Below are 22,503 nucleotides of genomic sequence, written 5' to 3'. Positions count from 1 at the left end.
CTCCACCATGCAGCAAGGAAGGACGGTTTCCGCGAGTAGCGAAATACATCCTGTCCGGAGTTCTACTTCGTAGCCATCCTTAATGCGGCGGCCCCGCGCCGGGGCGACAGGTTGCCGAAAGGATGACGTCAGCCTTTTGACAGGGCCGCTGTTTAGCGTGATGACGACAAGGGGTCAGGAATTTCACGTAGACCAGGGGGAGAAACATGCAGAAAAGACATCTTGGGATGGCTGCGGTGTCGGCCATTCTACTCGCCGGCGCCGTCGTGTCCGCTGTGTCCGCGCCGAGCGCGTCGGCCGAGCCCGTGTCCGTGACGGTACGTCCGGCGGGGGCTGGGGCAGTGGCAGCGGCGGCGGCGCGTCCGGCGGTGGCCGCGGCCGATCCCATTGACTGCAGCGGATGGTGGCACTTCACGGGCAACGACCCGAAGTCCGCCCGTATGGTCCGCTGGGGCGGCACCAACGGACGCCCGCAGTTCAACCTCATGTACGGCAAGATCCAGAACATCCAGCATGGCTGGGCCCAGCTGTCCGGCGCCAAGAAGGGCGACTGGGTCACCCTTGACGTGACCAGCGACGGGGGCCGTACCTGGGGCTACTGCGGTCCGTTCGAGGCCCGTTGGGACGGGGACATCGTGACCACTCCCGCCGCGCGCACCTCAAGCGACCCGAACCTGCAGTTCCGCGCCTGCGGGGCACCGAGGGGCGTGCCCGGCAGCCAGGCCGTCTGCACCGCCCCCTGGTGACAGGGGCCGCGTCCTGGCCACCGCACCGCACCCATCGGCCAGGACGCGGACCTCGGCGGCTGAGCCCGGTGCGGCCCTCGGTGGCCGCACCGTGGGGGCCCGGCGGCGGCCCTGGACGGGGACACCGCACGCGGCCCTCGACGAGCAAGACCCGAGTCTGACTGGGGCGGTCAGATTTGGGTCTTGCTCGCCGGAAGACCTCCGATCTACGCTCCACATTACTCGTTAGTTAACTTTCCTAATAAAACGAGCAGGAGCACCCCCCGATGCACCGATCCATCCGGCTAGTAGCGCTGGCCGCGCTCGTCGCCGTCCTCTTACCCGTCACCACCGCCCAAGCCGCCCCCGCCCAGGCCGTTCCCGCTCAGGCCGCCCCCGCCCAGGCCGTTCCCGCTCAGGCCGCCCCCGCTCAGGCCCCCGGTGCCCAGGCCGCCACCCTCACCCGATACGAGGCTGCCCCCACTCGATACGAGGCGGAGAGCGCCACGATCTCGCAGGGCGTGGTCGAGTCCAACCACGCCGGATTCAGCGGGACAGGATTCGTCAACTACGACAACCTGACCGGCAGCTACGTCGAGACCACCATCAACGCCCCGAGCGCGGGCACCGCCTCGATCACGCTGCGCTTCGCCAACGGCACCACGGTCAACCGCCCGATGGCCATCGCGGTCAACGGCACCACGGTCAACCGGGACTTCCCGAGCACCGGTGAATGGACGACCTGGCAGGACGTCACGATCACCGCGCCGGTCAACGCGGGCGCCAACACCGTCAGGGCCACGGCGACGACCGCCAACGGCGGCCCCAACCTCGACTACATCGACGCCGACGTGGCCGCGCCCTCGAACGACTACCAGGCGGAGAACGCCACGATCTCGCAGGGCGTGGTCGAGTCGAACCACGCCGGCTACACGGGCACGGGCTTCGTCAACCTCGACAACGTGGTCGGCTCGTACGTCGAATTCACCGTGAACGCGGCCACCGCGGGCAACGCCACACTGGCCCTGCGCTTCGCCAACGGCACCACGGTCAACCGCCCGATGGCCATCGCGGTCAACGGCACGACCGTCAACCGGGACTTCCCCGGCACGGGCGCCTGGACGACCTGGCAGGAGGTCACGGTCCTGGCGGCGCTGAACGCGGGCGCCAACACCGTCCGCGCCACCTCCACCACCGCGAACGGCGGCCCGAACCTCGACCGGCTGAGCGCCTCAGTCATCGGACCACCTGACACCGAGAAGCCGTCCGTGCCGGGCAACCCGCGCGCCACGGGCACCACGTCCGCCTCCATCACGCTCGCCTGGGACGCCGCCACGGACAACAGCGGCACCATCAAGGACTACCGCGTACGCGAGGGCGACACCGTCGTGGCCACCGTCACGGCCGCCACCGCCCAGATCACCGGACTGGCGCCCAGCAGCACGCACACCTACACGGTCACCGCCCGCGACCCGTCGGACAACGAGTCGGACCGCAGCGCCGCCGTCACGGCCACCACCCAGGCGGGCGGCACCGGCACCCCCGTCGCGGCCAACGGCCAGCTGCACGTCTGCGGGGTCAGGCTCTGCAACGAGCACGGCAAGGAGATCCAGCTCCGCGGCATGAGCTCGCACGGCCTGCAGTGGTACTACCAGTGCCTCAACACCGCGTCACTGAACGCGCTGGCCGACGACTGGAAGGCCGACGTGCTGCGCATCTCCATGTACATCCAGGAAGACGGCTACGAGACCAACCCCCGGCTGTTCACCGACCGGGTGCACAACCTGATCGAGCAGGCGACGGCCAGAGGCATGTACGCGATCGTCGACTGGCACATGCTCACCACCGGCGACCCCAACTACAACCTGGCCCGCGCCAAGACGTTCTTCACCGAGATCGCCCAGCGGCACAACGGCAAGAACAACCTGCTCTACGAGATCGCCAACGAGCCCAGCGGTGTCTCCTGGTCCACGATCAGGAACTACGCCCAGCAGCTCATCCCCGTCATCAGGCAGTACGACCCCGAGACCCCGATCCTGGTCGGCACCCGCGCCTGGTCCTCCCTCGGTGTCTCCGACGGCGCGAGCGAGACCGAGGTCGTCAACAACCCGGTCAACGCGACCAACATCATGTACACCTTCCACTTCTACGCGGCCTCCCACGGCACCGAATACCTCAACACCCTGTCGCGGGCCGCTGACAAGATCCCGATGTTCGTCACGGAGTTCGGCACCCAGACCTCCTCCGGCGACGGGTCGAACAACTTCACGAGGTCGCAGCAGTACCTCGACCTGATGGCCCAGAAGAAGATCAGCTGGACGAACTGGAACTACTCGGACGACGAACGCTCCGGCGCCGTCTTCACCGAAGGCACCTGCCCCAACGGCCCCTTCACCGGCACTTCTCGCCTCAAGGCAGCCGGCGTGTGGGTCCGCGACCGCGTCCGCACCCCGGACGACTTCTGACCCACATGGTGTCCGCCCATGGGACGGACACCACGACGGACGGTCTTCCTCCGTCTTCTGGCTGGGGTCTCTCCTTGGGACCCCAGCCACGAAGGACCGCCTTCCGCCTCTCTCCGGAGGGGGCCTTCTGTGGGACCCCAGCTACGAAGGACCGCCTTCCGCCTCTCTCCGGAGGGGGCCTTCTGTGGGACCCCCGCCACGTCAGGCCGCTTCCCTTTTCTCTCCCTCGAAGGGGGTATCTCCTCAAAGGCCCCCAGCCACCACAGACCGTCACAGAGATCGAGACGGCCGTGTCACGAGACAGCCAGGGAACCCTAGGAGAACAGCTCGCGGATCTTACCGATGACCTCGACGATGACCGACACCTCGCCCGCCCTGAGCGAGAGCCGCTTCAGAGCGTCGAGGACGCGCGACCGGTCCGGCTCAGCCTCGCCCAACTCCCGCCGCACATCAGCCGCGTCCCGCCGCGCCTTGCCCGGCTCGTCCACCACCGACTCGTGCTCGCCGAGCAGCCTCTCCAACTGATCCAGAAGCTGCTCGGCCGTACCAGGCACAGCCGAGCCGAGATGGTTGACGGTGGCGCGGGCGTGCGCGCCCATCGCGATGGGCCCATTGACCTGGCCACCGGTGATGTGTACGCCGTATTCCGTTCCCATCGAATCCTCCCCGCTAGTCACGTGCCTGGCCGTAGTTCGCCGACGCGTGCTCGCCGAAGGCGATCGGCCCGTTCACCGTGCCGCCGGGCCCCACCGACATCGAGTACGAGGTCACGCTGGCCGCCTGCAGCCGGTAGGCGCCGGTCTCCACCTTCTTCTCCTCCAGGAAGTCGAGGACCGCCTCGGTGAGCCGCTGCTCGATCATCTTGATGTACTTCGTGACGTCGAGCACCTGGATGTGGGTCTGGAGGCGCTCGCTGGCGCCCAGTTCGCGGACGCTGAAGCGGGCCCCGTACGGATAGACGACGTGGTCGCGCGGGTTCGGCGTCATCGAGCTCTGCCGTACGCTCTGCACGACCGTCCGCACGACCCGGACCGGAGCCGCCAGCACGTCGCGCAGCAGCTGGAGCTTCAGGACCTTGACCGCCTCCCAGGTGATCCGCCCGCTGGTCATGGCGGGCAGGCTGTCGACCACGTGATAGAGGTCGTGGGCCGGCGGGAGCACGGTGACCACGAACTGCGTGTAGAGCATTCGGCCTTCGACGGCGAGGTAGATGAACGCGGATGTCAGCGCCTCCTGGTCCTCGGCCGGCGCGACCAGGTTGCCGTTGAGGTCGCGGATCTCCTGGCCGGCGTTGTTGATGGTGACTCGCTGGTAGTAGCGGACGCCGCCCTGCGGATGGCGGGCGATCGCCGCGATCTCCTCGGGGGTGGCCAGGTAGCGGGGCAGGCCGTTCCGGTCGAGCATCGGATGCGGTCCGGCCGCGCGGTCGCGTTGCCCGTCGGCGACGGTGAAGATCCCGCGCGTCACCACGTGATCTCCGATGTCGAGCCGCTGGATGCCCTCGTTGGGCCGGAGTACGCGGTCACGCATGTCGATGAGGCGGCTGCGGACGAAGCCGTGCAGCTCGACCGGGTCGATGTCGACGGGGTCCGCCCGCCGTGACGGCCGGTGGTTCTCGCGTACGCGGTCGAGTTCGACGGCGATGGACCAGTTCCGCTGGATCGTCCCGGCGCCGAGGAAGGCGTCCTCGTTCGCGTACATGGTGATGTTTCCCCACTGCGCGCCGCGGATGTAGTCGAGGCGGCGGGCCAGTTTGGGGTGCGTGGTTCTGATGATGGGTTCCGGCGCGCCCGGCTTGAGGCTCCCGACGAGGGTCAGGTAGATCGCGATCCGGTACACGAGCGCGACGCCGAGCGTGACGGCCGGAACCATGAGCGCCTGCACCAGGGAGCCGGTGCTGTCGCTCACGACATCCGGAGCGGCAGGCTCAATTCCGTAAATATCGGGAAATGATGAGCGGCGTGAGGTGGGCAAGCCCGTCGCCGCGGCGAAGATCGTGGAGAAGAGCGCGGTGAAGATCGCCAGAAAGAGCAGCGAAAAGGCCGAGTAGCCGGCCCAGAGCCAGATCAGCACCCGCAAGAACAGCGGCCCGCGCCGGATCCCGTCCACGGTGAGAAGAGCGAACGGGATGAGGGTCGTCACCCATCCGAATGTGCTCAAGGGGGCGATGAAACAGCCGATGGCGAAAAATCCGGTGATCAGGGCGTCGCGGACCACGAGCATCGTCCGGGATCGCCGGCAGTGATAGATCACCGGCATCAGGTCGAAACCCCCGTAAGAGGGAGGGATCGCCCGATACTGGTCGAATAGCAGCTCAGTCAGAACTTTGTCGCGAAAGCCGCTATCCAGGTAGGCGGCGCCGCAAAGATAACGCGTCACATTGCCCATGCGAGACGTTTTCACATTCGCGGTCCGCGTGTGCGGGGAATCCGTTCCGGAGCTGTTGAGCATCGTGGCCGCCTCCCGCTCATTCGTGCGTGGCGGTGAGCCTATAGTGGGCGAATATCTCAAGAGCGGCTCGTTATCAAATAGTCTTCTTTCGGTAATGCGGGCGGCCGTCGACGCGACGAGTCAGAAATAAAGCATTTGTCCAGGTTTTTCGGGATTAATTAGGGAGAGGTGCATTGGTGGATGAATCGGGCTCCGGCCGCCTTTGTGGGCGATGCGGGGCCGACGCCGGGAACCTCGACCGGTGCCCGAGGTGTGGAGCGGCCCTCGCGGAGCCACCGGCGCGGGCGGACGGTGGGGAATGGGACCCCTGGGATCGGCCGCGCCCCTGGACGTCGCTGGTCTTCCTCGGCCTGATCCTGCCGGCGCTCGCCCTCGGGCTGGTCTGGTGGCTCGCCTCCGGTCTCCCCTGGCCCTCCGGTGAAGGAGGCACCCAGGCGCGGCAGGACGAGGTGCCCGTGCTCACCGATGCCACCGGCGCGACCTCATCACCGGCAACCGACAGCGAATCTCCGGCGACCGACACCGGAGCACCGGCGGCCGACACCGACCCGGCCGCCCGGCAGGCCACCGGTCTGGACGATCTGCTGACCAACAGCCACTCCACCCGCGCCAGCCTGTCGGGGGCCATCGCTCGCGCGAGCAAATGCGAGAGGGGCGGCGTGAACGCCATCCAGAACATCACCGTCAACCGGCGCGACCAGCTGACCATGGCCCAGGCACTCGACCTGACGGCCCTGCCGGAAGGCCCTGCGCTCAAGGAGTCCCTCGTCTCCGCGCTGCACGCCTCTTACTCCGCCGACGCCGCCTTCCTCGCCTGGGCCCGGCGCCATCTGGCGAAGGGCTGCACCGGACCCATCGCCCAGGATTCCGACTACCAGCGCGGACTCGACAAATCTGGCGAAGCCCAGACGGCGAAGGCCCGATTCGTCGAGGCGTGGCGCCCCATCGCGGAAACCTACGGCCTGACCCACTGGAAGGCCGACGATATCTAAAAGGGCCGAAGCCCGGCGTCCGCATCGTCGAGACGAGGGGTTCGACGATGCGGACGCCGGAGCCGTCAGCGCACGCGGACCTGTGAGGCCAGCGTGCCGCCGCTCGTGGCCTGCCATCCCGCCACCACCGTCGGGTGAGCGACCGTGGCGCGGGTCAGGGGTACGGTCACGGTCGTGGTGCCCTTGCCGGAGACGGTGACGACGCGGCTGCCCGCCGTCCCCTGGTCGTCGCGGACGAACAGGTGCGCCTTACCGGCGGCGTTGGCGCGCAGCGTCACCTTCACGGCGTTCCGTCCACTCGTGGCGGAGACCACCCGGCCGCTCTCCGACTCCTTCGCCGAGGGACCGCCGGCGAGCGGGAGGTGGACGCGGACCGCCTGCTCCAGCGACTGCGGCGAGTCCAGGCTGGACAGTCCGGTGTCGGGGATCACCGGGTCGGGCGGGGTGGTCGGCCGGTCGGCCGGCGGCTGGTAGCCGGGCAGCGTCGCGACGCCCCACCGGTACGGGTCACCCTGTACGCCACCCCAGGTCGACCAGCCGATCCGGGTCTGACCGGTCTTGTCCTGGGTGTCGGAGTCGTACACCAGGATGTTGAGCCCGAGATGCGCGGGATCGACCGCCCCCGGCAGGGTCTCCATCGGGATGGCCATCTCCACGTCGTACGCCCCGGCGGAGACCTTCGAGGCCACCCGCATGCCGGTGGCGGGTCCCTGGTGGTTGTCGGCGTCGCGCAGCGCGCAGGGCGGGCCCTCGGCCGTCACCGGCAGCACCGCGGCCTTGAACGTCGTGGAGGTGTTCTCCGACGTGCCGCGCGGGTCGAGGGTCACCTCCACCGAGTCGGTACGCCAGTGCCGCTTGCAGTCGGAGGCGGGCAGGCGGGTGCCGACGACGTCGTCCTTCACGTGGACCATCAGGAACAGCGTGTCGTCCCGCCAGCTCACCTTGGCCGTGCCGGAGCAGTCCGCCGCCGACGAGCACGCGGTGCCCTCCCACAGGCGGGAGATGTCGAGGGCGGGGCCGGCGTATTCGCCGTCGCCCTCCACGCCGTCTACGGCCGGCGCCGCCGCGGCCTGCGGGATGGCCGCCGCCGGGACCAGTTCGAGCGCGGGCTTGCTGACCGACGATCCGTCCGCGCTGGTGGTGGTGATGGTGTACGCGTAGTCGCCGCCCTGGTTCGAGGTCTTCAGCGCGGGGTCGGAGTTGGTGACGGTGAACGGCACCGTCGTCGAGGCCCCGGCCGCCAGCCCGCTGTAGGGCGCTTCGGCGCGGTCGGCGGTGAAGCCCGCGGGCAGGTCCAGGCGTACCGTGCCGGACTGGGTGGTGCCGCTCACGTTGGTGACCACGACGCCCACCTGGCGGGAGCCGCCGGACGGGAGGGTGAGCACGGGCGTGACCAGGCCGCGCAGCTGGGGCACGCCGAGTTCGGCGGTCCACTTCTCGTACTGGGCGACCTGGGGGAGCGACTGCTGCCCACCTCGTACGGCCGGGCTGACTTCGACCTGCCGGTCGGTGTAGCCGCGTCCATGCTCGGTGGTCAGCGTGGCCGCCAGGCGAGCCCGCTCACTCGCGCCCTGGGGCGGCGTCACCGTGAACGTCGCGGATCCCGTACGCCCCTGGGCGATCCTGCCGAGGTCACCGGAACCGCTGACCTGCCAGCCATCGGGGGCGCGCAGCGCGGCGGACGATCGGCCGAGCGGTTCGCCGGACGGGGCGGTCGCGGTGACCTTGACGGTGAAGGCCGTTCGCGGGCGGACGTCGAACGTACTGGGCCGCAGGTCGAGCAGGGTGCCGAGCGGCACGGTGCCGGCCGCGCGGGTCAGCGCGCCGTCGAGGATCGCCGTCGGCGCGGTCGCCGCCGCGCTGCCCGGCTCGGGGAAGGGCACCCGCGAGTCCACCTGGGTGAAGAAGTCGCAGCCCAGCTGAGCCGGGTCGGACGGCACGTCGGGGAAGACGGCCCACCCCTGGGAGGCGTACGAGCGCTGGGCCTCGCGCTCGATGGTGGCCCAGGTCTTGCCGCCCTGGCTCTGGGAAGGGCGTCCGCTCCACACGCCGTACACGTTCTGCGCCGGGTTGGTGGGACGGAACGTCGAGGCGCAGGCCGGACCGACCTGGGAGGTGCCGCGCCCGCCGCCGAGGAACAGGCGCGCGGGTGCGAAGGGCCGCAGACCCTCACGGGTGAGCTGCTCGGGGAACGCCTTCGGGTCGGCCGCCGCGTAGAACGCCTCGACGGCCAGCCGGGCGGCCTGCTGGTGGTTGCCGTGGTTGCCGGGGGAGGGGGCCGGGTCCATGGTCAGCATGACCTCGGGCCGGGTCTGGCGGACGACCCGTACGACCTTCTCCAGGGTGTCCTCCCCCCAGATCTGGTCGGTCAGCGGGGCGCTGACCGTGTAGTAGAAGTCGACGTCGTCGAGGTTGAACACCTCCCGCACACCGGCCTTGCCGACCGCGGTCCGCTCCTCGGCCTCCCGCAGCAGGCCGAGCGCCGGGCCTTCCTCCGGCCCGACGGCGTTGCCGCCGCCCTCGCCCCGGGTGACGGTGACGACGCCGGCGCGGACCCTGTGGTCCTCGTTCCACTGGCCGAGCGTGGACAGGCTGAACGCCTCGTCGTCGGGATGGGCGCCGACGAACAGCGCGTCGAGGTCAATCGGAGGAGCGGGGGCATGTTCGGCCAGCGCGGGCGCCGCCGGTACGAAAGCCAGCGCGGCGGCCACCGCTACCAGCGCGTAGAGCGACCTCTTCAAGGGAACCTCCGGGGGGTTATTCGCGGACCGCCCCCTGGAGCAGTCCGCGGACGAAGTGACGCTGGAGGAACAGGTAGAAGACCACCACCGGGGTCGCGACGATGACCGACCCGGCGGCGAGGAGAGTGAAGCCGGAGGTGTACTGGCCCTGGAAGAAGGCCAGCCCCAGCGGCGCGGTCCGCAGCGATTCGCTGGTCACCATGATCAGCGGGATGAGGAACTCGTTCCACGTCCACATGAAGACCAGAACGGTCAGGGTGACGACGGCGGGCCGGGCCGGGGGCACCAGCACCTGCCACAGGATGCGCCAGGTCGAGGCGCCGTCGATGCGGGCGGCCTCGACGATCGCCCGGCTGCTGGCGCGGAAGTACGCCCGCATCCAGAACGTGCCGAACGCCACCGACAACGCGACCTGCGGCAGCGCCACCGACCAGAAGGTGTCGATGAGGCCGAGCGAACGCAGGTCGAAGTAGAGCGGCACCGCGATGGCCTCGCTCGGCATCATGATCCCGAGCATGAACAGGTAGAACAGCACCGACTGGCCGCGGAAGCGCATGGTGCCGAAAGCGTACCCGCTCATGATGGACAGCACGACGCTGACGACCACGACGAACGCCGACACCGCCAGGCTGGTACGCAAGTAGGTGCCGAACCGCCCGATCTCCCACGCCGCCGAGAAGTTGCCCACGTGCAGCCCCGCCACGCTGAGCCCCTGCCCGGTGGCGTCGGCGCTGTCGTCGGGGCCGAGCGCGGCGAACAGGATCGACAGGATGGGGAAGAGCGCGAACGCGGCGAACGCCGACAGGATGACGTAGTTGGCCAGCCGCTCCCCGCGCGAGATCACGAGGCCCCCCTGTCCGCGAAGCGGTTGATCATGAACGAGATCGCGAAGATGACGACCGTCAGGGTGACCCCGATCGCCGCCGCCGAGCCGATCTGGCTGAGCCCGAAGGCGCGGTGGTAGACCTCGTACGACGGCACCGACGTCGAGGTGCCGGGACCGCCGCGCGTGGTGATGTAGACCAGGTCGAAGGTCCGCAGCGCGGCGATCACGGTCAGCGTCAGAGCGACCGCGATCTCCCCGCGCACCGAGGGCAGCGTGACCGCGAAGAACTCCTTGACCGCCCCGGCCCCGTCGAGCCGCGCCGCCTCGTACAGCTCCGCCGGGATGCGGCTCATCCCGGCCAGCAGCAGCACGGTCACCAGGCCGGTCTCGAACCAGGTGCCGACCACGCCGACCGCCGGCAGCGCGAAGGTGTAGTCGCCGAGCCAGCCTCTGGTGAGCGAGTCGAGCCCGAGCGCGCCGAGCAGGCCGTTGAGCGTGCCGTCAGGGGCGTACACGCGCCGCCAGGCGACGGCCACCACGACCATGGCGACCACCTGCGGCAGGAACACCACCGTCCGGAAGAACCCGAGCCCGCGCACCTTGGCGTGGTTGAGTATCGCGGCCAGCATCAGCCCGATCGCCAGCGGCGCCAGCGCGTAGAAGGCGACGAGGACCAGGGCGTGGACGAAGGCGCCGCGCAGCCCTTCGTCCGCGACGATCGCCGCGTAGTTGGACAGACCCGCCCACGTGCCGACGGACAGCCCGTCCCAGTTGTACAGCGACAGCTGCACCGCCCGGCCGATCGGATACAGGAGGAAAGCCGCGTAGATGACGAATGCCGGAAGTATGTAGAAGTAGGCGACGCGTCTGGGCTCTCCGGGAGGTCGGGCCACGCTCACCCGTTGCTCTCCGCGAAGGTCTTGTAGTCCTTCTCCAGCGTGGCCAGGAACTCCTGCGGCGTCGCCTTCTTGGCCAGCAGGTCCTGCAGCGCCGCGCCCAGCGTGTCGGCGAAGGTCGGCGTCGCGTAGTCGAGGTAGGGCACCAGGCCGTCGCTCTTGGTCGCGGTGCCGAACGCCTTGAAGACGTCCTGCTGCGCGCCCGCCGGCACGCTCTGCTGGTCCGTGTCGGCGACCGGCAGGTTGCCCGTGCTGGTGAGCACCTTCATGGCGTCGGCGTTGGTGATGAAGTCGATGTACGCGGCGGCCGCGTCGGGGTTGGGGCTCTTGGCGGTGATGGCGAACGGCAGGCCCGTGCCGCCGGTCGCGACGGGTGGCGCGTCGGGCGTGGCGCCGGGCGGCAGGATGAAACCGAGGTTCTTGCCCAGGACCTTCTCCATGTCGGCCATCAGCCAGGTGCCGCCGATCAGGAAGACACCCGTCCCCTTGCTGAACGCCTGCCACGCCGGGTCGTAGCCCTGGCCGTTGAAGCCCTTGTTGAAGTAGCCCTTGTCGACCCAGTCGACGAGCTCCTGGGCGGCCTTGGTGTTCTCGGGGGTGTTCCAGGAGGCGCCCTTGCGGCCGAAGGCCAGGGTGCCGATCTGGGCGGCCGGGACGTTACGGCCCTGCACGGTGCCGAACACGTGGATGGCCGGCCACTTGTCGAGGTTGCCCAGCTGCATGGGCACCTCGCCGGCGCCCTTGGCCTTGGCCAGCGCGGCCTGGAACTCCTCCCAGGTCTTCGGCGGCTGCAGACCCAGGCTGGTCAGCTTGGCGGCGTTGTAGTAGATGCCGACGACCTCGCCGACCTGCGGCAGGCCGTACAGGTTGCCCTCGCCGAACACCTTGCCGTCGGCGCTGTAGCTCGAATAGCGCAGGACGGAGTCCGGATAGCGCTTCTTCCAGCCGTACGCCTCGGCGTAGCCGTTCAGCGGGCGGAGCTGGCCGGCCTTCACGAACGCGCCCATCGAGGACCGGCCGTTGTTGGCCTCCACCACGTCCGGCGGTTCGTTGCCGCTCAGCGCCAGACGCAGGGTGGTGTTGAGGTCGTCGAAGGAGCGGGAGACCCGCTTGAGCTTGATGTTGGGGTATTTCGCCTCGAACGCGGCATTGAGCTGCTTCATCTGGGCCGCCTGACCCCCGCGTACCTCCTGGTCCCAGATGGTGAGCGTCACGTTGCCGAGCGCCGCGGCGTCGGTGCGCACCGCGCTGGGCGTGGCCGACGAGGCCGCCGGTGGTGGCGCCGAGGAGCCGGGCGCGCAGGCGCTCGCGGCGAGGGCCACGGCGGTGGCGGCGAGTACGGCACGCGTGCGAGGCGATGGGGGGATCATGGTGTTACTCCTTTTGCGCAGGCGTGCGGGACGTGCTCGGGCCCTCGGTCTCGTCGGGTGGACCGTCGTCCGCGGCGCCTTCAGGCCCGGCGGCGGTCTTGGCCGGTGGCTTACCCGGCATCCCCAGTGCCATCCCCACATCGGCCTGCCGGGCGATGGTGGCGGCCGCCCGGCGCACGGCGCCCACCGGGTCGGTGGGCACCAGCTTGTCGAGGAAGCCGTAGCGGCGGGCCAGCGAGTCGCCATAGGCGCCGCTGTGGCCGGCCGCGGCCCGTACCTCGTGCCACCAGTCGGCGATGTCCCCCCAGCCGGGCGCGGCCAGCGAGCCGCCGAACTGCTGTACGGCCAGCGCCGCGCAGACCCCGGCGAACGCCAGCCGATCGGCCAGCGGCCAGTGGCACAGGGTGCCGAGCACGAGGCCCGCGCCGAAGACGTCCCCCGCGCCGGTCGGGTCAAGCGCGGTCACTCGTGGAGCCGGGACGAACGCCTCCTCGCCCGTCAGGGAGTCGATGGCCATGGCGCCGTTCGCCCCGTCGGTGACCACGGCGAGGGGGACCCGGTCGGCGATCGCGTACAGCGCGTCACGCGGGCTGTCGGTGCCGGTGTAGGCCATGGCCTCGACCGCGTTGGGCATGAACGCGTGACAGACCGAGAGCTGCTCCAGCAGGGCGGCCGGCCAGGCGCCGGACGGATCCCAGCCCACGTCGGCGAAGATCAGGGCGCCGTCGAGCTGCGCCTTCTCGGCCCAGTTGCACTTGCCCGGCATGCCGAGCGGCTCCTCGGCCGACAGCGTCACGATCGCCGCCCTGGAGCGGGGCGGGGCGCCGATCATGTCCGAGGCCGCCAGGGGAGCGGAGTGGCCGTGGGTGACCATGCTGCGGTCGCGGTCGACGGCCATGGAGACCGTCACCGGCGAGTGCCAGTTCTCGAAGCGCCGGGACCTGGACAGGTCGACCGACTCCTGCTCCGCGAGCGTACGCCAGCAGAAGTCGGCGTAGTCGTCGTCCCCGAACGCGGCGGCCAGCGAGGTGCGCAGGCCCAGCCGGCTGGTCGCGATGGCCAGGTTGGCGATGCCGCCCGGACACGAGCCCATGCCGTCGGCCCAGATCTCGGTGCCGGCCGCGGGCATCGCGGGCAGGCCGGTGAACACGATGTCGAGGAAGACCGTGCCCGCTAAGAAGACGTCGAACTGCGGCCCCTCCGGGGTTCGCTGATCGGCTAGAGGGTCATACGCCTGGGCAGACACAGAACAAGTCCTCCTCGGCAGAGCGAGATGTGCGCAATCTTGCACGTTTGCTCGCGCACTTCAAGTGTTTCGCGCGAGGTTCTGGGCAAAGATGCTCACACTTGCGCGAATATGACTGATACGATTCCCGCGTGCTTCAGCGCCTCAGGCATGCCGAGATCATGCGCCGGGTCCGCCTCTCGGGCGCCACGAGCGTGAGCGATCTGGCCAGCCAGCTCGGCGTGAGTCCGTCGACCATCCGCCGCGACCTTGAGGTGCTCGACCGCGACGGCACGCTGCGGCGGGTGCGCGGCGGCGCTCTCGCCGAGGTCGACGCCGACGCCGACCGGCCCTTCGCCGAGGTGGCGGTGGTCGACGAGCAGGACAAGGAGGCGGTGGCCGGCCGCGCCGCGCAGCTCGTCCGCGACGGCGATGTGGTCCTGCTCGACATCGGGACGACGACCATGCAACTGGCCCGCCGGTTGCGTGGCCGCCGCGTCACCGTGGTCACCTCCAGCCTCGCCGTCCTCGACGTGCTCCGCGCCGACCCGGCGGTCGAGCTGCTGCTGCTCGGCGGCATGGTCCGGCGGCCGTACCACTCGCTGGTCGGCGTGCTGACCGAGGAGGCACTGCGCCAGGTGTGCGCCGACCGGGTGTTCCTGGGCGTGAGCGGTGTACGGCCGGACGGCCAGCTCGTCGACACCACGCTCGCCGAGGTGCCGCTGAAGCGCGCCATGATCGCGGCGGCGGGCCAGGTGGTGTTACTGGTCGACCGGCACAAGTTCCCCGGCACGGGCGCGCTGCGGGTGTGCGGTCCGGAGGACATCGACGTACTGGTCACGAACGCGGGCGCCGACGAGACGACGCTGCGCAACTGCGCGGCCGCGGGTGCCGAAGTGCAGGTCGTGTGAGAGCGGTGGCGATTCGTGTGACAGCGGTGGCGATGAAGGGGTGGCGATGAGACTGACCGTTCTCGGTGGTGGCGGCTTCCGGGTCCCGCTGGTCTACGGCGCACTGCTTCGCGACACCGCGAGGCCGCGCGTGGAGCAGGTGATGCTGTACGACGTGTCGGCCGACAGGCTGGCGGCCATCCGGCACGTGCTCCAGCAGCTCGCCGCCGGGCACGACGACCCGCCCGAGGTGCTGACCACCACGGACCTGGACACCGCGCTGCGCGATTCCACCTTCGTCTTCTCGGCGATGCGCGTCGGCGGGCTGGCCGGCCGCACCGCGGATGAGCGGGTGGCGCTGGAGCTGGGCCTGCTCGGTCAGGAGACGACCGGGCCAGGCGGCATCGCCTACGGCCTGCGTACGATTCCGGTCGCCGTACGGGTGGCCGAGCGGGTGGCCGCCCTCGCGCCCCAGGCGTGGGTGATCAACTTCACCAACCCGGCCGGCATGATCACCGAGGCCATGCGGAGCGTGCTCGGCGACCGCGTGATCGGCATCTGCGACTCGCCCATCGGGCTGGTCCGCCGGGCCGCCGCCGCTCTCGGGCTCGACCCGTCCCGCGTGTCGCCCGACTACGTGGGGCTGAACCACCTCGGCTGGCTGCGCGGGCTCACCTACCAGGGCCGCGACGTGCTGCCAGAGCTGCTCGCCGACGACGCGGCGCTGGGACGGGTCGAGGAGGCCCGGATCTTCGGCGGCGACTGGGTACGGACGCTGGGGGCGCTGCCCAACGAGTATCTGTACTACTACTACTTCACCCGCGAGTCCGTCGCCGCCATGTCCGGGCAGACCCGTGGCGAGTCTCTGCTCGGCCAGCAGGATCGCTTCTACGAGGCCGTACGCGCGCGTCCTGAGCAGGCCCTCGCTGAGTGGGGCAGGACACGCAAGGAGCGCGACGAGTCGTACATGGCGGACACTCGGGAGATCACCGACGCCGGTGAGCGCGACGCCGTCGACCTGGAGGCGGGCGGCTACGAAGGCATCGCGCTCGCCCTGGTGGGCGCCATCGCGCGTGGCGAGCCCTCCACCATGATCCTCAACGTCCGCAACGGCGGGGCGGTGGCCGGGCTGCCCGAGGAGGCGGTCGTCGAGATCCCCTGCGCGGTGGACGGCTCCGGAGTCCGGCCCTTGGCCACCCGCCCGCTGCCCGGCCGTTTCCTTGGACTCGTACAACAGGTGAAGGCGGTCGAGCAGACGACCATCGAGGCCGCCCTGTCGGGCTCGTCCCGTCTGGCCGTCGAGGCGTTCGCCCTGCACCCCCTGGTCGACTCGGTCGGCACGGCACGCAAGCTGCTCGACGGCTACCGGGCCCGCATCCCGGAGCTGGCCGCCGTCCTTCACCCGTAGCACCCGTCCTTCGGTCAGTCGCGGCGCTGTTCGGGCACGTTTCCGAGCGCGCGAAGCGTGGGCAGGAGCGCGGTCAGGACGCGGGCGTAGGCGGAGAGCAGATGGGGCAATTCATCCGCCTGCTCCCACAGGGAGTCGACGAGGTCGCTCTCTTCTGGCGATTGCGCGCCGTCCCATTCATCGGACAGCTCCCAGGCGCGTTCCTTGGCCGCGACGGCGATCTCCACGGCCCTGGAGGCGAAGCGGACGTTGTCCACCATGGGCGGAGCGACACCGGAAGCGGTCAGGGCCTGGACGAGGTCGTCGGTCTCCGGCAGGAGCGGCATCCGGTGCTTGCGCCACGTCTCGCCCCACAGGCGCTGCCGCCGCCCCTCCGGAGTCCCGTCCTCGACGAGCATCGGATTGCCCTCGGCGTCACGCTGGAGGATCAGCCCGAGCTCTGCCGCGAACGCCTTGCCGCCGACCGGGATGCCCTCCGGAGTCCAGCACTGATCCATGCTGCCGGCGAGCTCGGCCAGTCGACGGTCGTCTTCGGGTATGGGGGGCAGGCAGGCGAGTTCGGCCGGGCACATGCACGAGCTCGGATCGCCGGCCGCCGCGCGTCCGCGGGTCAGCGGAAGGCCGGTGAGCAGCGCCATCACCGCGCAGACCGCGAGGTCGACCCACCAGGCGATGAACTTCTGGGCGGCCTCCTCGTGCTCGTCGACCATGCTCTCGGCGAGGAGCACCCGCTGGACGATGAGCGACACCAGCGGTTCGAGCCTGGTCCCGCTGGCCACCCGGCCGGATGAGGAGTCTTGCTGGCGCACCCGTTCGGCGAGGCTGAGGGAGTCGCGGTAGTGCTTTTCCGCGGTGGCGTGGTCGGTCACGGCATGCTCGGCGATCTCGGCCACGCCCTCAAGAAGCCGATCGATCGACTCGTCGGTCAACGGCCGCCGGGCGGGGGAGGAGTACACGGTGGGGGCCTCCTGGCAACTGGCTGTTGCCGGAAGATTACTCTCGGGCACCGCCGCTCTGGGTGGATTCCGCTTTGATCAGCTCGACTTGCCGTGTACGACGAGCGCCCAGGCCAGCAGGCCGAAGGCGGTCGTGGAGCCGAGAACGCGGACGAGGTTCCAGCCCACCCACCGGGCCTCGTCGAAGCGCGCGCGGACCGCGGCGAGGTCGGCGATGGAGTCGGGGTCGCCGGCCGCCTTGAGCGCGTCGTTCATCGGCACGTTGATCGCGATCGTGATGACGAACGTGACGATGTAGAGGACGAGCGCGACCGCGACCCATGGCAGCTCGGGCCGCCCGATGTGGGTGATCGTGGCGACCACGGTGAAGATCAGCGCGCCCAGGAAGCCGCCGCCCATGAACCACGGGTTGATGATGGCCCGGTCCATCGCCTGGAACGCGCCGACGAAGGTACGGTCGTCGGTCTTGGCCAGGCCGGGCATGACGGTGTGCGCGTAAAGGCCGAAGACACCGGCCACCAGCCCCATCGTCATCGTGGCGGCCATCAGCGAGACAACCCGCAGCACGTCCATGGGTACTCCTGGGGATACGGGGGGTTCGTGGCTTGTTGAGGATAACAAGCGGCCCCTGTCGTGACCCTTTCGCGCGACTGTCGCGCGTGAGCACGATGCGCTGCGGGTTGGCGTGTTTGCCAAATAAGTTAATCCGAAATAACATAATTTCATGATCAATGAGGATCGCCCCACGGACGAACGGCGGGGGCCATCGCGCCGCAACCTGCTGACCGGTGCCGGGGGACTGGCCGCCGGTGGCGCCATCGGCGTCGGAATCACGCTGGCGACGGGCGCGGAGCCCCAGGTGCGAGAGGTGCCGGTCACCCCGATTCCTCCGCTGCGGGCGTTCACAGACGCCGAGGCGGCGACCGTGACAGCCATGGCGGAACGCGTCTTTCCCGCCGACGAACAGGGGCCCGGCGCGCGTGAGGCCGGTGTGACCCACTACATCGACGGCCGGCTGGCCGGTGGATGGGGCAACGGCGACCGACTGTATCTGCGGGGGCCCTTCCACGAGCCGGATCACGGCGGGCACGGCTACCAGCTCCCGCTCACGCCGCGTGAGGTGTACAAACTCGCACTGTCACGGATCGACACGTACTGCCGCGCGAACTTCAAGGGCAAAGCGTTCACCGAGCTGCTCGCCGAGCAGCAGGACAAGGTGCTGGCCGCGATGGAGAAGGGCGAGGTCGATCTCGGGCTGGCGAGCGGCGAGCACGGGTTCACCTCCGCGGCGTTCTTCGCGATGTTCCTGAAGAACGTCACCGAGGGCCTGTTCTGCGACCCCGTGAACGGCGGCAACCGCGACATGATCGGCTGGCGATGGGTGGGCTTCCCCGGTGACCCCATGGCCTACGGCGATCGGTACTTCGAACACATCGGCCGATGGAACAAGCCGTACACCGTGTCCCCGAAAGGAATTCAGTAAATGGCCCCGCGAACGGTGCTGCCGAAGGTGGACGCGGTCTGTGTCGGTATGGGCTGGGCGGGCGGGATCCTCGCCGCCGAGCTGACCAAGGCCGGAATGACCGTGGTGGGTCTGGAGCGTGGTGGGGAACGCGGCACCGAGGACTTCGCCCACGGCCACGACGAGGTGCGCTACGCGGTCGATCGCGAGCTCGCGCAGAACGTCGCGGCCGAGACGTGGACGCTCCGCCACGACCTGCGCGAGCGCGCCCTGCCGATCCGCCGCATGGGATCCTTCGCCCCCGCCTCCGGAGTCGGCGGCTCGGGCGTCTCCTGGGCCGGGCAGACGTGGCGCTTCAACCCGCGCGACTTCGAGATGCGCAGCCGTACGGTCGAGCGCTACGGGGCGAAGGCCATCCCCGATGACATGTCCATCCAGGACTGGGGGATCACCCACGACGAGCTGGAACCGTACTACGACCGATTCGAGTACATGGCCGGCATCACCGGCAAGGCGGGCAACATCAAGGGGAAGAAGATGCCCGGTGGCAACCCGTTCGAGGGCCCGCGCAGGCGGGACTTCCCCCTTCCCCCGCAACTGGAGTCCTACGCCGGGTCCCTGTTCCGCAAGGCGGCGGCCGAGCTGGGCTACCAGCCCTTCCCCGGGCCCGCGGGTGCGCTGTCCCGGCCGTACACCAACCCGGCGGGCATCTCCCGCCCGTCGTGCACCTACTGCGGCTTCACCGGGCACTTCGGCTGCGAGATCGGCGCCAAGAGCGATCCGACCGTGACCGTCATCCCCGAAGCGCGGAAGACCGGCCGGTTGGAGCTGCGCACGAACGCCACCGTGATCGAGATCCTGCACGACGGCGAGCGGGCCACGGGCGTGCGCTACTACGACGCGTCCGGGACCGTGCGCGAGCAGCCCGCCGACATCGTCCTGCTCACCGCGTTCACGCTGAACAACTGCCGGCTGCTGCTGCTGTCCAAGATGGGCGCGCCCTACGATCCCGCCACCGGGAAGGGGGTCATCGGCAAGAACTACTGCTACCAGTCCGACGGGGCCGGCGCTCTGGCTTACTTCAAGGACAAGGACTTCAAGCCGTACATGACCGCGTGCGGGAACGCGGTCGCCATCGACGACCTCAACGGCGACAACTTCGACCACACCGGCCTGGGCTTCATCGGCGGCGGCCTGGTGAAGGCCGGCAGCAACCCGGCGCTCCCCATCACCGGGGTCCTCGCGCCGCCCGGCACGCCGACGTGGGGTCAGGAGTGGAAGCGGGCGATCCGTACGTACTACACGCACTCGCTGATCATCGGTGCCCAGGGGGAGAGCCCGGCCTACCGGGGCCACTACCTGGACCTCGACCCGACCTACCGGGACGCCTACGGACTGCCGCTGCTACGCATCACCTTCGACTGGCAGGCCAACGAGCGCAAGATGGTCGCCTACCTGGGCGAGAAGGTGAAGGAGATCGCGGAGTCCATGCACGCCGACGTCGTCGTCGGTGGCGGCGTCCTGTCCGAGCACTACGACGCCGCGCCGTACCAGTCCACGCACAACACCGGCGGCGTCATCATGGGATCCGATTCGCGCACCTCGGCCGTCAACAGCTACCTGCAGATGTGGGACTTCCCGAATGTGTTCGTGGTCGGCGCGTCGGCCTTCCCGCAGAATCCCGGCTACAACCCGACCGGGACGGTAGGCGCGCTCGCCTACCGCGCGGCGGAGGGCATCCGTGAGTATCGCGAGAACCCCGGCCCGCTCGTGTAGCCGGTCGGGAGCGGATCTCGGATCCGGGTGGCTGATTGGTAACGTCGCGTCCATGGCTGAGCAGGGGAAGACGCGTCGCGGAGGGCGTCCGCCGGGGCGGACGCCGCGCAGGGAGATGCTCATCGACGCGGCGCTGGACCTGTTTCACAGATTCGGCTACCGGAACACCTCCACGACCGACGTGGGGGCGGCGGCGGGGATCAGCGGCCCGGCGGTCTACCGGCATTTCGCCAACAAGGAGGATCTGCTGACCGCTGTTCTCGACGTCTCCTTCCAGCAGATGGAGCACGACACCGCCGAGGCCGCCGCTCTGCCTCCGGCCGCCGCCCTGGAATATCTGCTCAAGAGCTACGCGGCCTTGTGCGTCCAGCGTCCCGGCTTGGCCATGATCTGGCTGGAGGAGCGCCGCAACCTGTCCGACGACGTGCGCGAGCGCATCGGTGGGGGACATCAGGATTACCTCTGGCTGTGGACGGACGCGGTCGTACGGGTACGCCCCGAACTCTCCCGCGCCGAGGCTCACGTCCTGGCCCAGCTCGCCATCGGCCTGATGACCTCGGTCACCTTCCTCCACCTCGATCCTCGTCATCCCGACCAGGTCGTCGCGGACGGCCTTCAACAGCTCCTCATCGGCGCCGGACGCCGGACGATCCTCGACACGCCGGTCGCCGGCCTGGCCGCCACGGTGAGCCCCGCGCGCCGCGAAAGGCCGCCAGGCGCCTCCATGACGTGACGGCGGCGGCCTCGTGGTGACCGTGCGGATCCCCGCGATACCCTCGAGGTCGTGACGTTGTTCGGCATCCGTCCAGAGCAGGGCGTACGACTAACCAACATCTTCGCCACACCCTGGCATATGACGGACGGCGCGGAGGCGGCGTCGGCGGGCGAGCGGCCCCGGCTCGGGCGGCCGGAAACCTACTTCACCGGCTCGGCGACCCCTCAGGTCCTGCACAAGCTGGCTCTCGACCACCACAAGATCGAGTTCGAGAGCTGGGACCGGCCGCTCGCGAGTGCCCGGTTGTGGCTGTTCGCGGTGCCGTCCACGCAGATCGTGGCCGTGCTGACCCTGGACGTCGAGGATGAGCTGGCCGACACGGTCGATCTGCTGGAGGACTGCTTCTACGCCGATCTGAAGATCGACGGCCGCTCGCTGGAGGAGGTGGCCGCGGAGCTGGCGGGCGGCACCGGCGGGTTCTTCCCCGAACGCCACCAGCTCGCCTTCAGCTCCCAGCTCCCGCCCGAGACGTCCGACGACCTGGTCCAGCGGGTGATCTACCGTGGCGATCTCCCGGAGCGGGAAGAGTTCAGCACGATCACGTACCCGAGCGAGCTGAACCGGCGCCCGGAGACGACCGCCGCCGTGGGCCCGTACGTCAGCGTGCTCTGCGGTCAGCCGAAGTACGTGGAGGACGGCATCTTCCTGTCCGCCGTGCAGGGCGTGGCGAGCGCGGCGCGGCTGCGCGAGATCCGGTCGGTGGCCTACCAGGCGGTGGAGGCGTTCCGCGGCCGCGACCGGGGCTGGCAGGACACGCGGGAGCGGCGGCGGAGCCTGGAGTCACTGACCGACCAGCTCGGCGACCTGGAGCTGGACCTCAGCTACAGCGTCGAGGCGACGGCCGACCTCGGGATGATGGTGCCGTCGTTGCGGGTGGCGGGCTACCACGACGCCCTCTACTCGACGATGGGGCTGGTGGGCAAGGCGGAGAACGTGGCGCGCATGCTCGAACGGCTCGCCCGGGCGATCAGAGCCGAGCTGACCTCGATCGAGAGCCTGGAGCGGCGGGCGGACGAGGACCGGCGGCTGCGGTGGACGGTGGCGGTCGGGTTCGTGTCCACGGTGGCGATACCGGTGACCTTGGTGCTCACCTTCTTCGGGGTGAACGCCCGTGAGGTGGATGTGCGGGTGTCGATGTTCGCCGGGCAGTACTGGGGGATCTACGGCTTGACGGTGGCCGTGGTGGCGGTCGGGGTGGGGCTGCTGCTCGGCCTCTATCTGCGGCAACGCCACGAAATGCGCCGAGACCGCCGCTGAACTGCGGTTGGTGCTCGCGTTGTACCCGCGGCAACCCCGAGATCTGGGTATGCCGTCGCGCGCACTGCTCGGGTGACTGTGGAGGCTGACAGGGTGGATCATCGCCAGTTCGGCGGATGACCTCCGGGACTGCATAGGAGAGCAAGATGCGCAGATCCACGATGTTGGCGCTCCTGCCCGTCGTCACCATGTTCAGCGGGCTCTTCAGCACGTCGTCCGCTTCGGCGGTGTCAACGATGGCCCCCTCAGTTCACCCACAATCCCAGCAGGCACATGCCGGCCCGACCG

General features: G+C 69.6%; 18 protein-coding genes. 9 read left to right on the top strand and 9 right to left on the bottom strand.

Going from position 1 to position 22,503, the window contains the following annotated elements; translation table 11 throughout:
• Positions 1 to 236 precede the first annotated feature (236 nt).
• On the top strand, positions 237 to 746 hold the full coding sequence (locus ACQP2T_RS51285; protein ID WP_433512077.1) for a hypothetical protein: 510 nt from the start codon (positions 237 to 239) through the stop codon (positions 744 to 746).
• 266 nt (positions 747 to 1,012) lie between these two features.
• Entirely contained in the window at positions 1,013 to 3,190 is a 2,178-nt protein-coding gene (locus ACQP2T_RS51280) for a cellulase family glycosylhydrolase (protein ID WP_433512076.1), read from the top strand.
• A 314-nt stretch (positions 3,191 to 3,504) separates the two neighbouring features.
• Here the strand turns inward: ACQP2T_RS51280 and ACQP2T_RS51275 are convergent, their stop codons facing one another.
• Positions 3,505 to 3,846, bottom strand: a complete 342-nt coding sequence (locus tag ACQP2T_RS51275) for a hypothetical protein (RefSeq protein WP_433512075.1) — start codon at positions 3,844 to 3,846, stop codon at positions 3,505 to 3,507.
• Between the two features lie 13 nt (positions 3,847 to 3,859).
• Entirely contained in the window at positions 3,860 to 5,449 is a 1,590-nt protein-coding gene (locus ACQP2T_RS51270) for a hypothetical protein (protein WP_433512074.1), read from the bottom strand.
• A 368-nt stretch (positions 5,450 to 5,817) separates the two neighbouring features.
• Between ACQP2T_RS51270 and ACQP2T_RS51265 the strand changes: the two genes are divergently transcribed.
• Positions 5,818 to 6,633, top strand: a complete 816-nt coding sequence (locus ACQP2T_RS51265; protein ID WP_433512073.1) for a hypothetical protein — start codon at positions 5,818 to 5,820, stop codon at positions 6,631 to 6,633.
• 65 nt (positions 6,634 to 6,698) lie between these two features.
• Here ACQP2T_RS51265 and ACQP2T_RS51260 read toward each other — a convergent pair whose 3' ends face one another.
• From ACQP2T_RS51260 to ACQP2T_RS51240, 5 genes are read right to left on the bottom strand one after another with little or no spacing between them, the layout of a single operon-like run.
• The gene (locus tag ACQP2T_RS51260; RefSeq protein WP_433512072.1) at positions 6,699 to 9,374 is read right to left on the bottom strand and encodes a sugar-binding protein; all 2,676 of its coding nucleotides are present in this window, start codon (positions 9,372 to 9,374) and stop codon (positions 6,699 to 6,701) included.
• 16 nt (positions 9,375 to 9,390) lie between these two features.
• A complete protein-coding gene (locus ACQP2T_RS51255) occupies positions 9,391 to 10,218 on the bottom strand; it encodes a carbohydrate ABC transporter permease (RefSeq protein ID WP_433512071.1) in 828 nt (275 codons plus the stop codon).
• The gene (locus ACQP2T_RS51250; RefSeq protein WP_433512070.1) at positions 10,215 to 11,099 is read right to left on the bottom strand and encodes a carbohydrate ABC transporter permease; all 885 of its coding nucleotides are present in this window, start codon (positions 11,097 to 11,099) and stop codon (positions 10,215 to 10,217) included. Before ACQP2T_RS51250 ends, ACQP2T_RS51255 begins: the two co-directional genes overlap by 4 nt.
• A complete protein-coding gene (locus ACQP2T_RS51245) occupies positions 11,096 to 12,466 on the bottom strand; it encodes an extracellular solute-binding protein (RefSeq protein WP_433512069.1) in 1,371 nt (456 codons plus the stop codon). The genes ACQP2T_RS51250 and ACQP2T_RS51245 overlap by 4 nt, the downstream gene beginning before the upstream one ends.
• Before the next feature lie 4 nt (positions 12,467 to 12,470).
• Positions 12,471 to 13,712: a PfkB family carbohydrate kinase gene (locus ACQP2T_RS51240; protein WP_433512068.1), complete on the bottom strand. Its 1,242-nt coding sequence runs from the start codon at positions 13,710 to 13,712 to the stop codon at positions 12,471 to 12,473.
• 131 nt (positions 13,713 to 13,843) lie between these two features.
• Here ACQP2T_RS51240 and ACQP2T_RS51235 point away from each other — a divergent pair, with 131 nt between their 5' ends.
• Both ACQP2T_RS51235 and ACQP2T_RS51230 read left to right on the top strand, forming a co-directional pair.
• A complete protein-coding gene (locus ACQP2T_RS51235) occupies positions 13,844 to 14,602 on the top strand; it encodes a DeoR/GlpR family DNA-binding transcription regulator (RefSeq protein WP_433512067.1) in 759 nt (252 codons plus the stop codon).
• A gap of 46 nt (positions 14,603 to 14,648) precedes the next feature.
• A complete protein-coding gene (locus ACQP2T_RS51230) occupies positions 14,649 to 15,989 on the top strand; it encodes a 6-phospho-beta-glucosidase (protein ID WP_433512066.1) in 1,341 nt (446 codons plus the stop codon).
• A 14-nt stretch (positions 15,990 to 16,003) separates the two neighbouring features.
• Here the strand turns inward: ACQP2T_RS51230 and ACQP2T_RS51225 are convergent, their stop codons facing one another.
• Positions 16,004 to 16,945, bottom strand: coding sequence for a hypothetical protein (locus ACQP2T_RS51225; protein WP_433512065.1), 942 nt, complete (start codon positions 16,943 to 16,945; stop codon positions 16,004 to 16,006).
• Between the two features lie 78 nt (positions 16,946 to 17,023).
• On the bottom strand, positions 17,024 to 17,518 hold the full coding sequence (locus tag ACQP2T_RS51220; protein ID WP_433512064.1) for a DUF1772 domain-containing protein: 495 nt from the start codon (positions 17,516 to 17,518) through the stop codon (positions 17,024 to 17,026).
• Positions 17,519 to 17,669: 151 nt separating this feature from the next.
• Between ACQP2T_RS51220 and ACQP2T_RS51215 the strand changes: the two genes are divergently transcribed.
• The 4 genes from ACQP2T_RS51215 to ACQP2T_RS51200 are packed head-to-tail and all read left to right on the top strand — an operon-like array spanning position 17,670 to position 22,215.
• A complete protein-coding gene (locus ACQP2T_RS51215; protein WP_433512063.1) occupies positions 17,670 to 18,428 on the top strand; it encodes a gluconate 2-dehydrogenase subunit 3 family protein in 759 nt (252 codons plus the stop codon).
• Positions 18,429 to 20,183 carry a GMC family oxidoreductase gene (locus ACQP2T_RS51210; RefSeq protein ID WP_433512062.1) on the top strand — a complete coding sequence of 585 codons (1,755 nt, stop codon included), beginning with the start codon at positions 18,429 to 18,431 and terminating at the stop codon, positions 20,181 to 20,183.
• A gap of 52 nt (positions 20,184 to 20,235) precedes the next feature.
• The gene (locus tag ACQP2T_RS51205) at positions 20,236 to 20,916 is read left to right on the top strand and encodes a TetR/AcrR family transcriptional regulator (RefSeq protein WP_433512061.1); all 681 of its coding nucleotides are present in this window, start codon (positions 20,236 to 20,238) and stop codon (positions 20,914 to 20,916) included.
• A 51-nt stretch (positions 20,917 to 20,967) separates the two neighbouring features.
• The gene (locus tag ACQP2T_RS51200) at positions 20,968 to 22,215 is read left to right on the top strand and encodes a hypothetical protein (RefSeq protein WP_433512060.1); all 1,248 of its coding nucleotides are present in this window, start codon (positions 20,968 to 20,970) and stop codon (positions 22,213 to 22,215) included.
• The last annotated feature ends 288 nt before the right edge of the window (positions 22,216 to 22,503 follow it).

Source organism: Nonomuraea sp. CA-143628, from assembly GCF_050942315.1.
In the GTDB taxonomy this organism is placed as follows: Bacteria; Actinomycetota; Actinomycetes; order Streptosporangiales; family Streptosporangiaceae; genus Nonomuraea.
The sequence above is the reverse complement of the archived record's forward strand: the minus strand, read 5'-3'. Positions and strand labels throughout refer to the sequence as shown.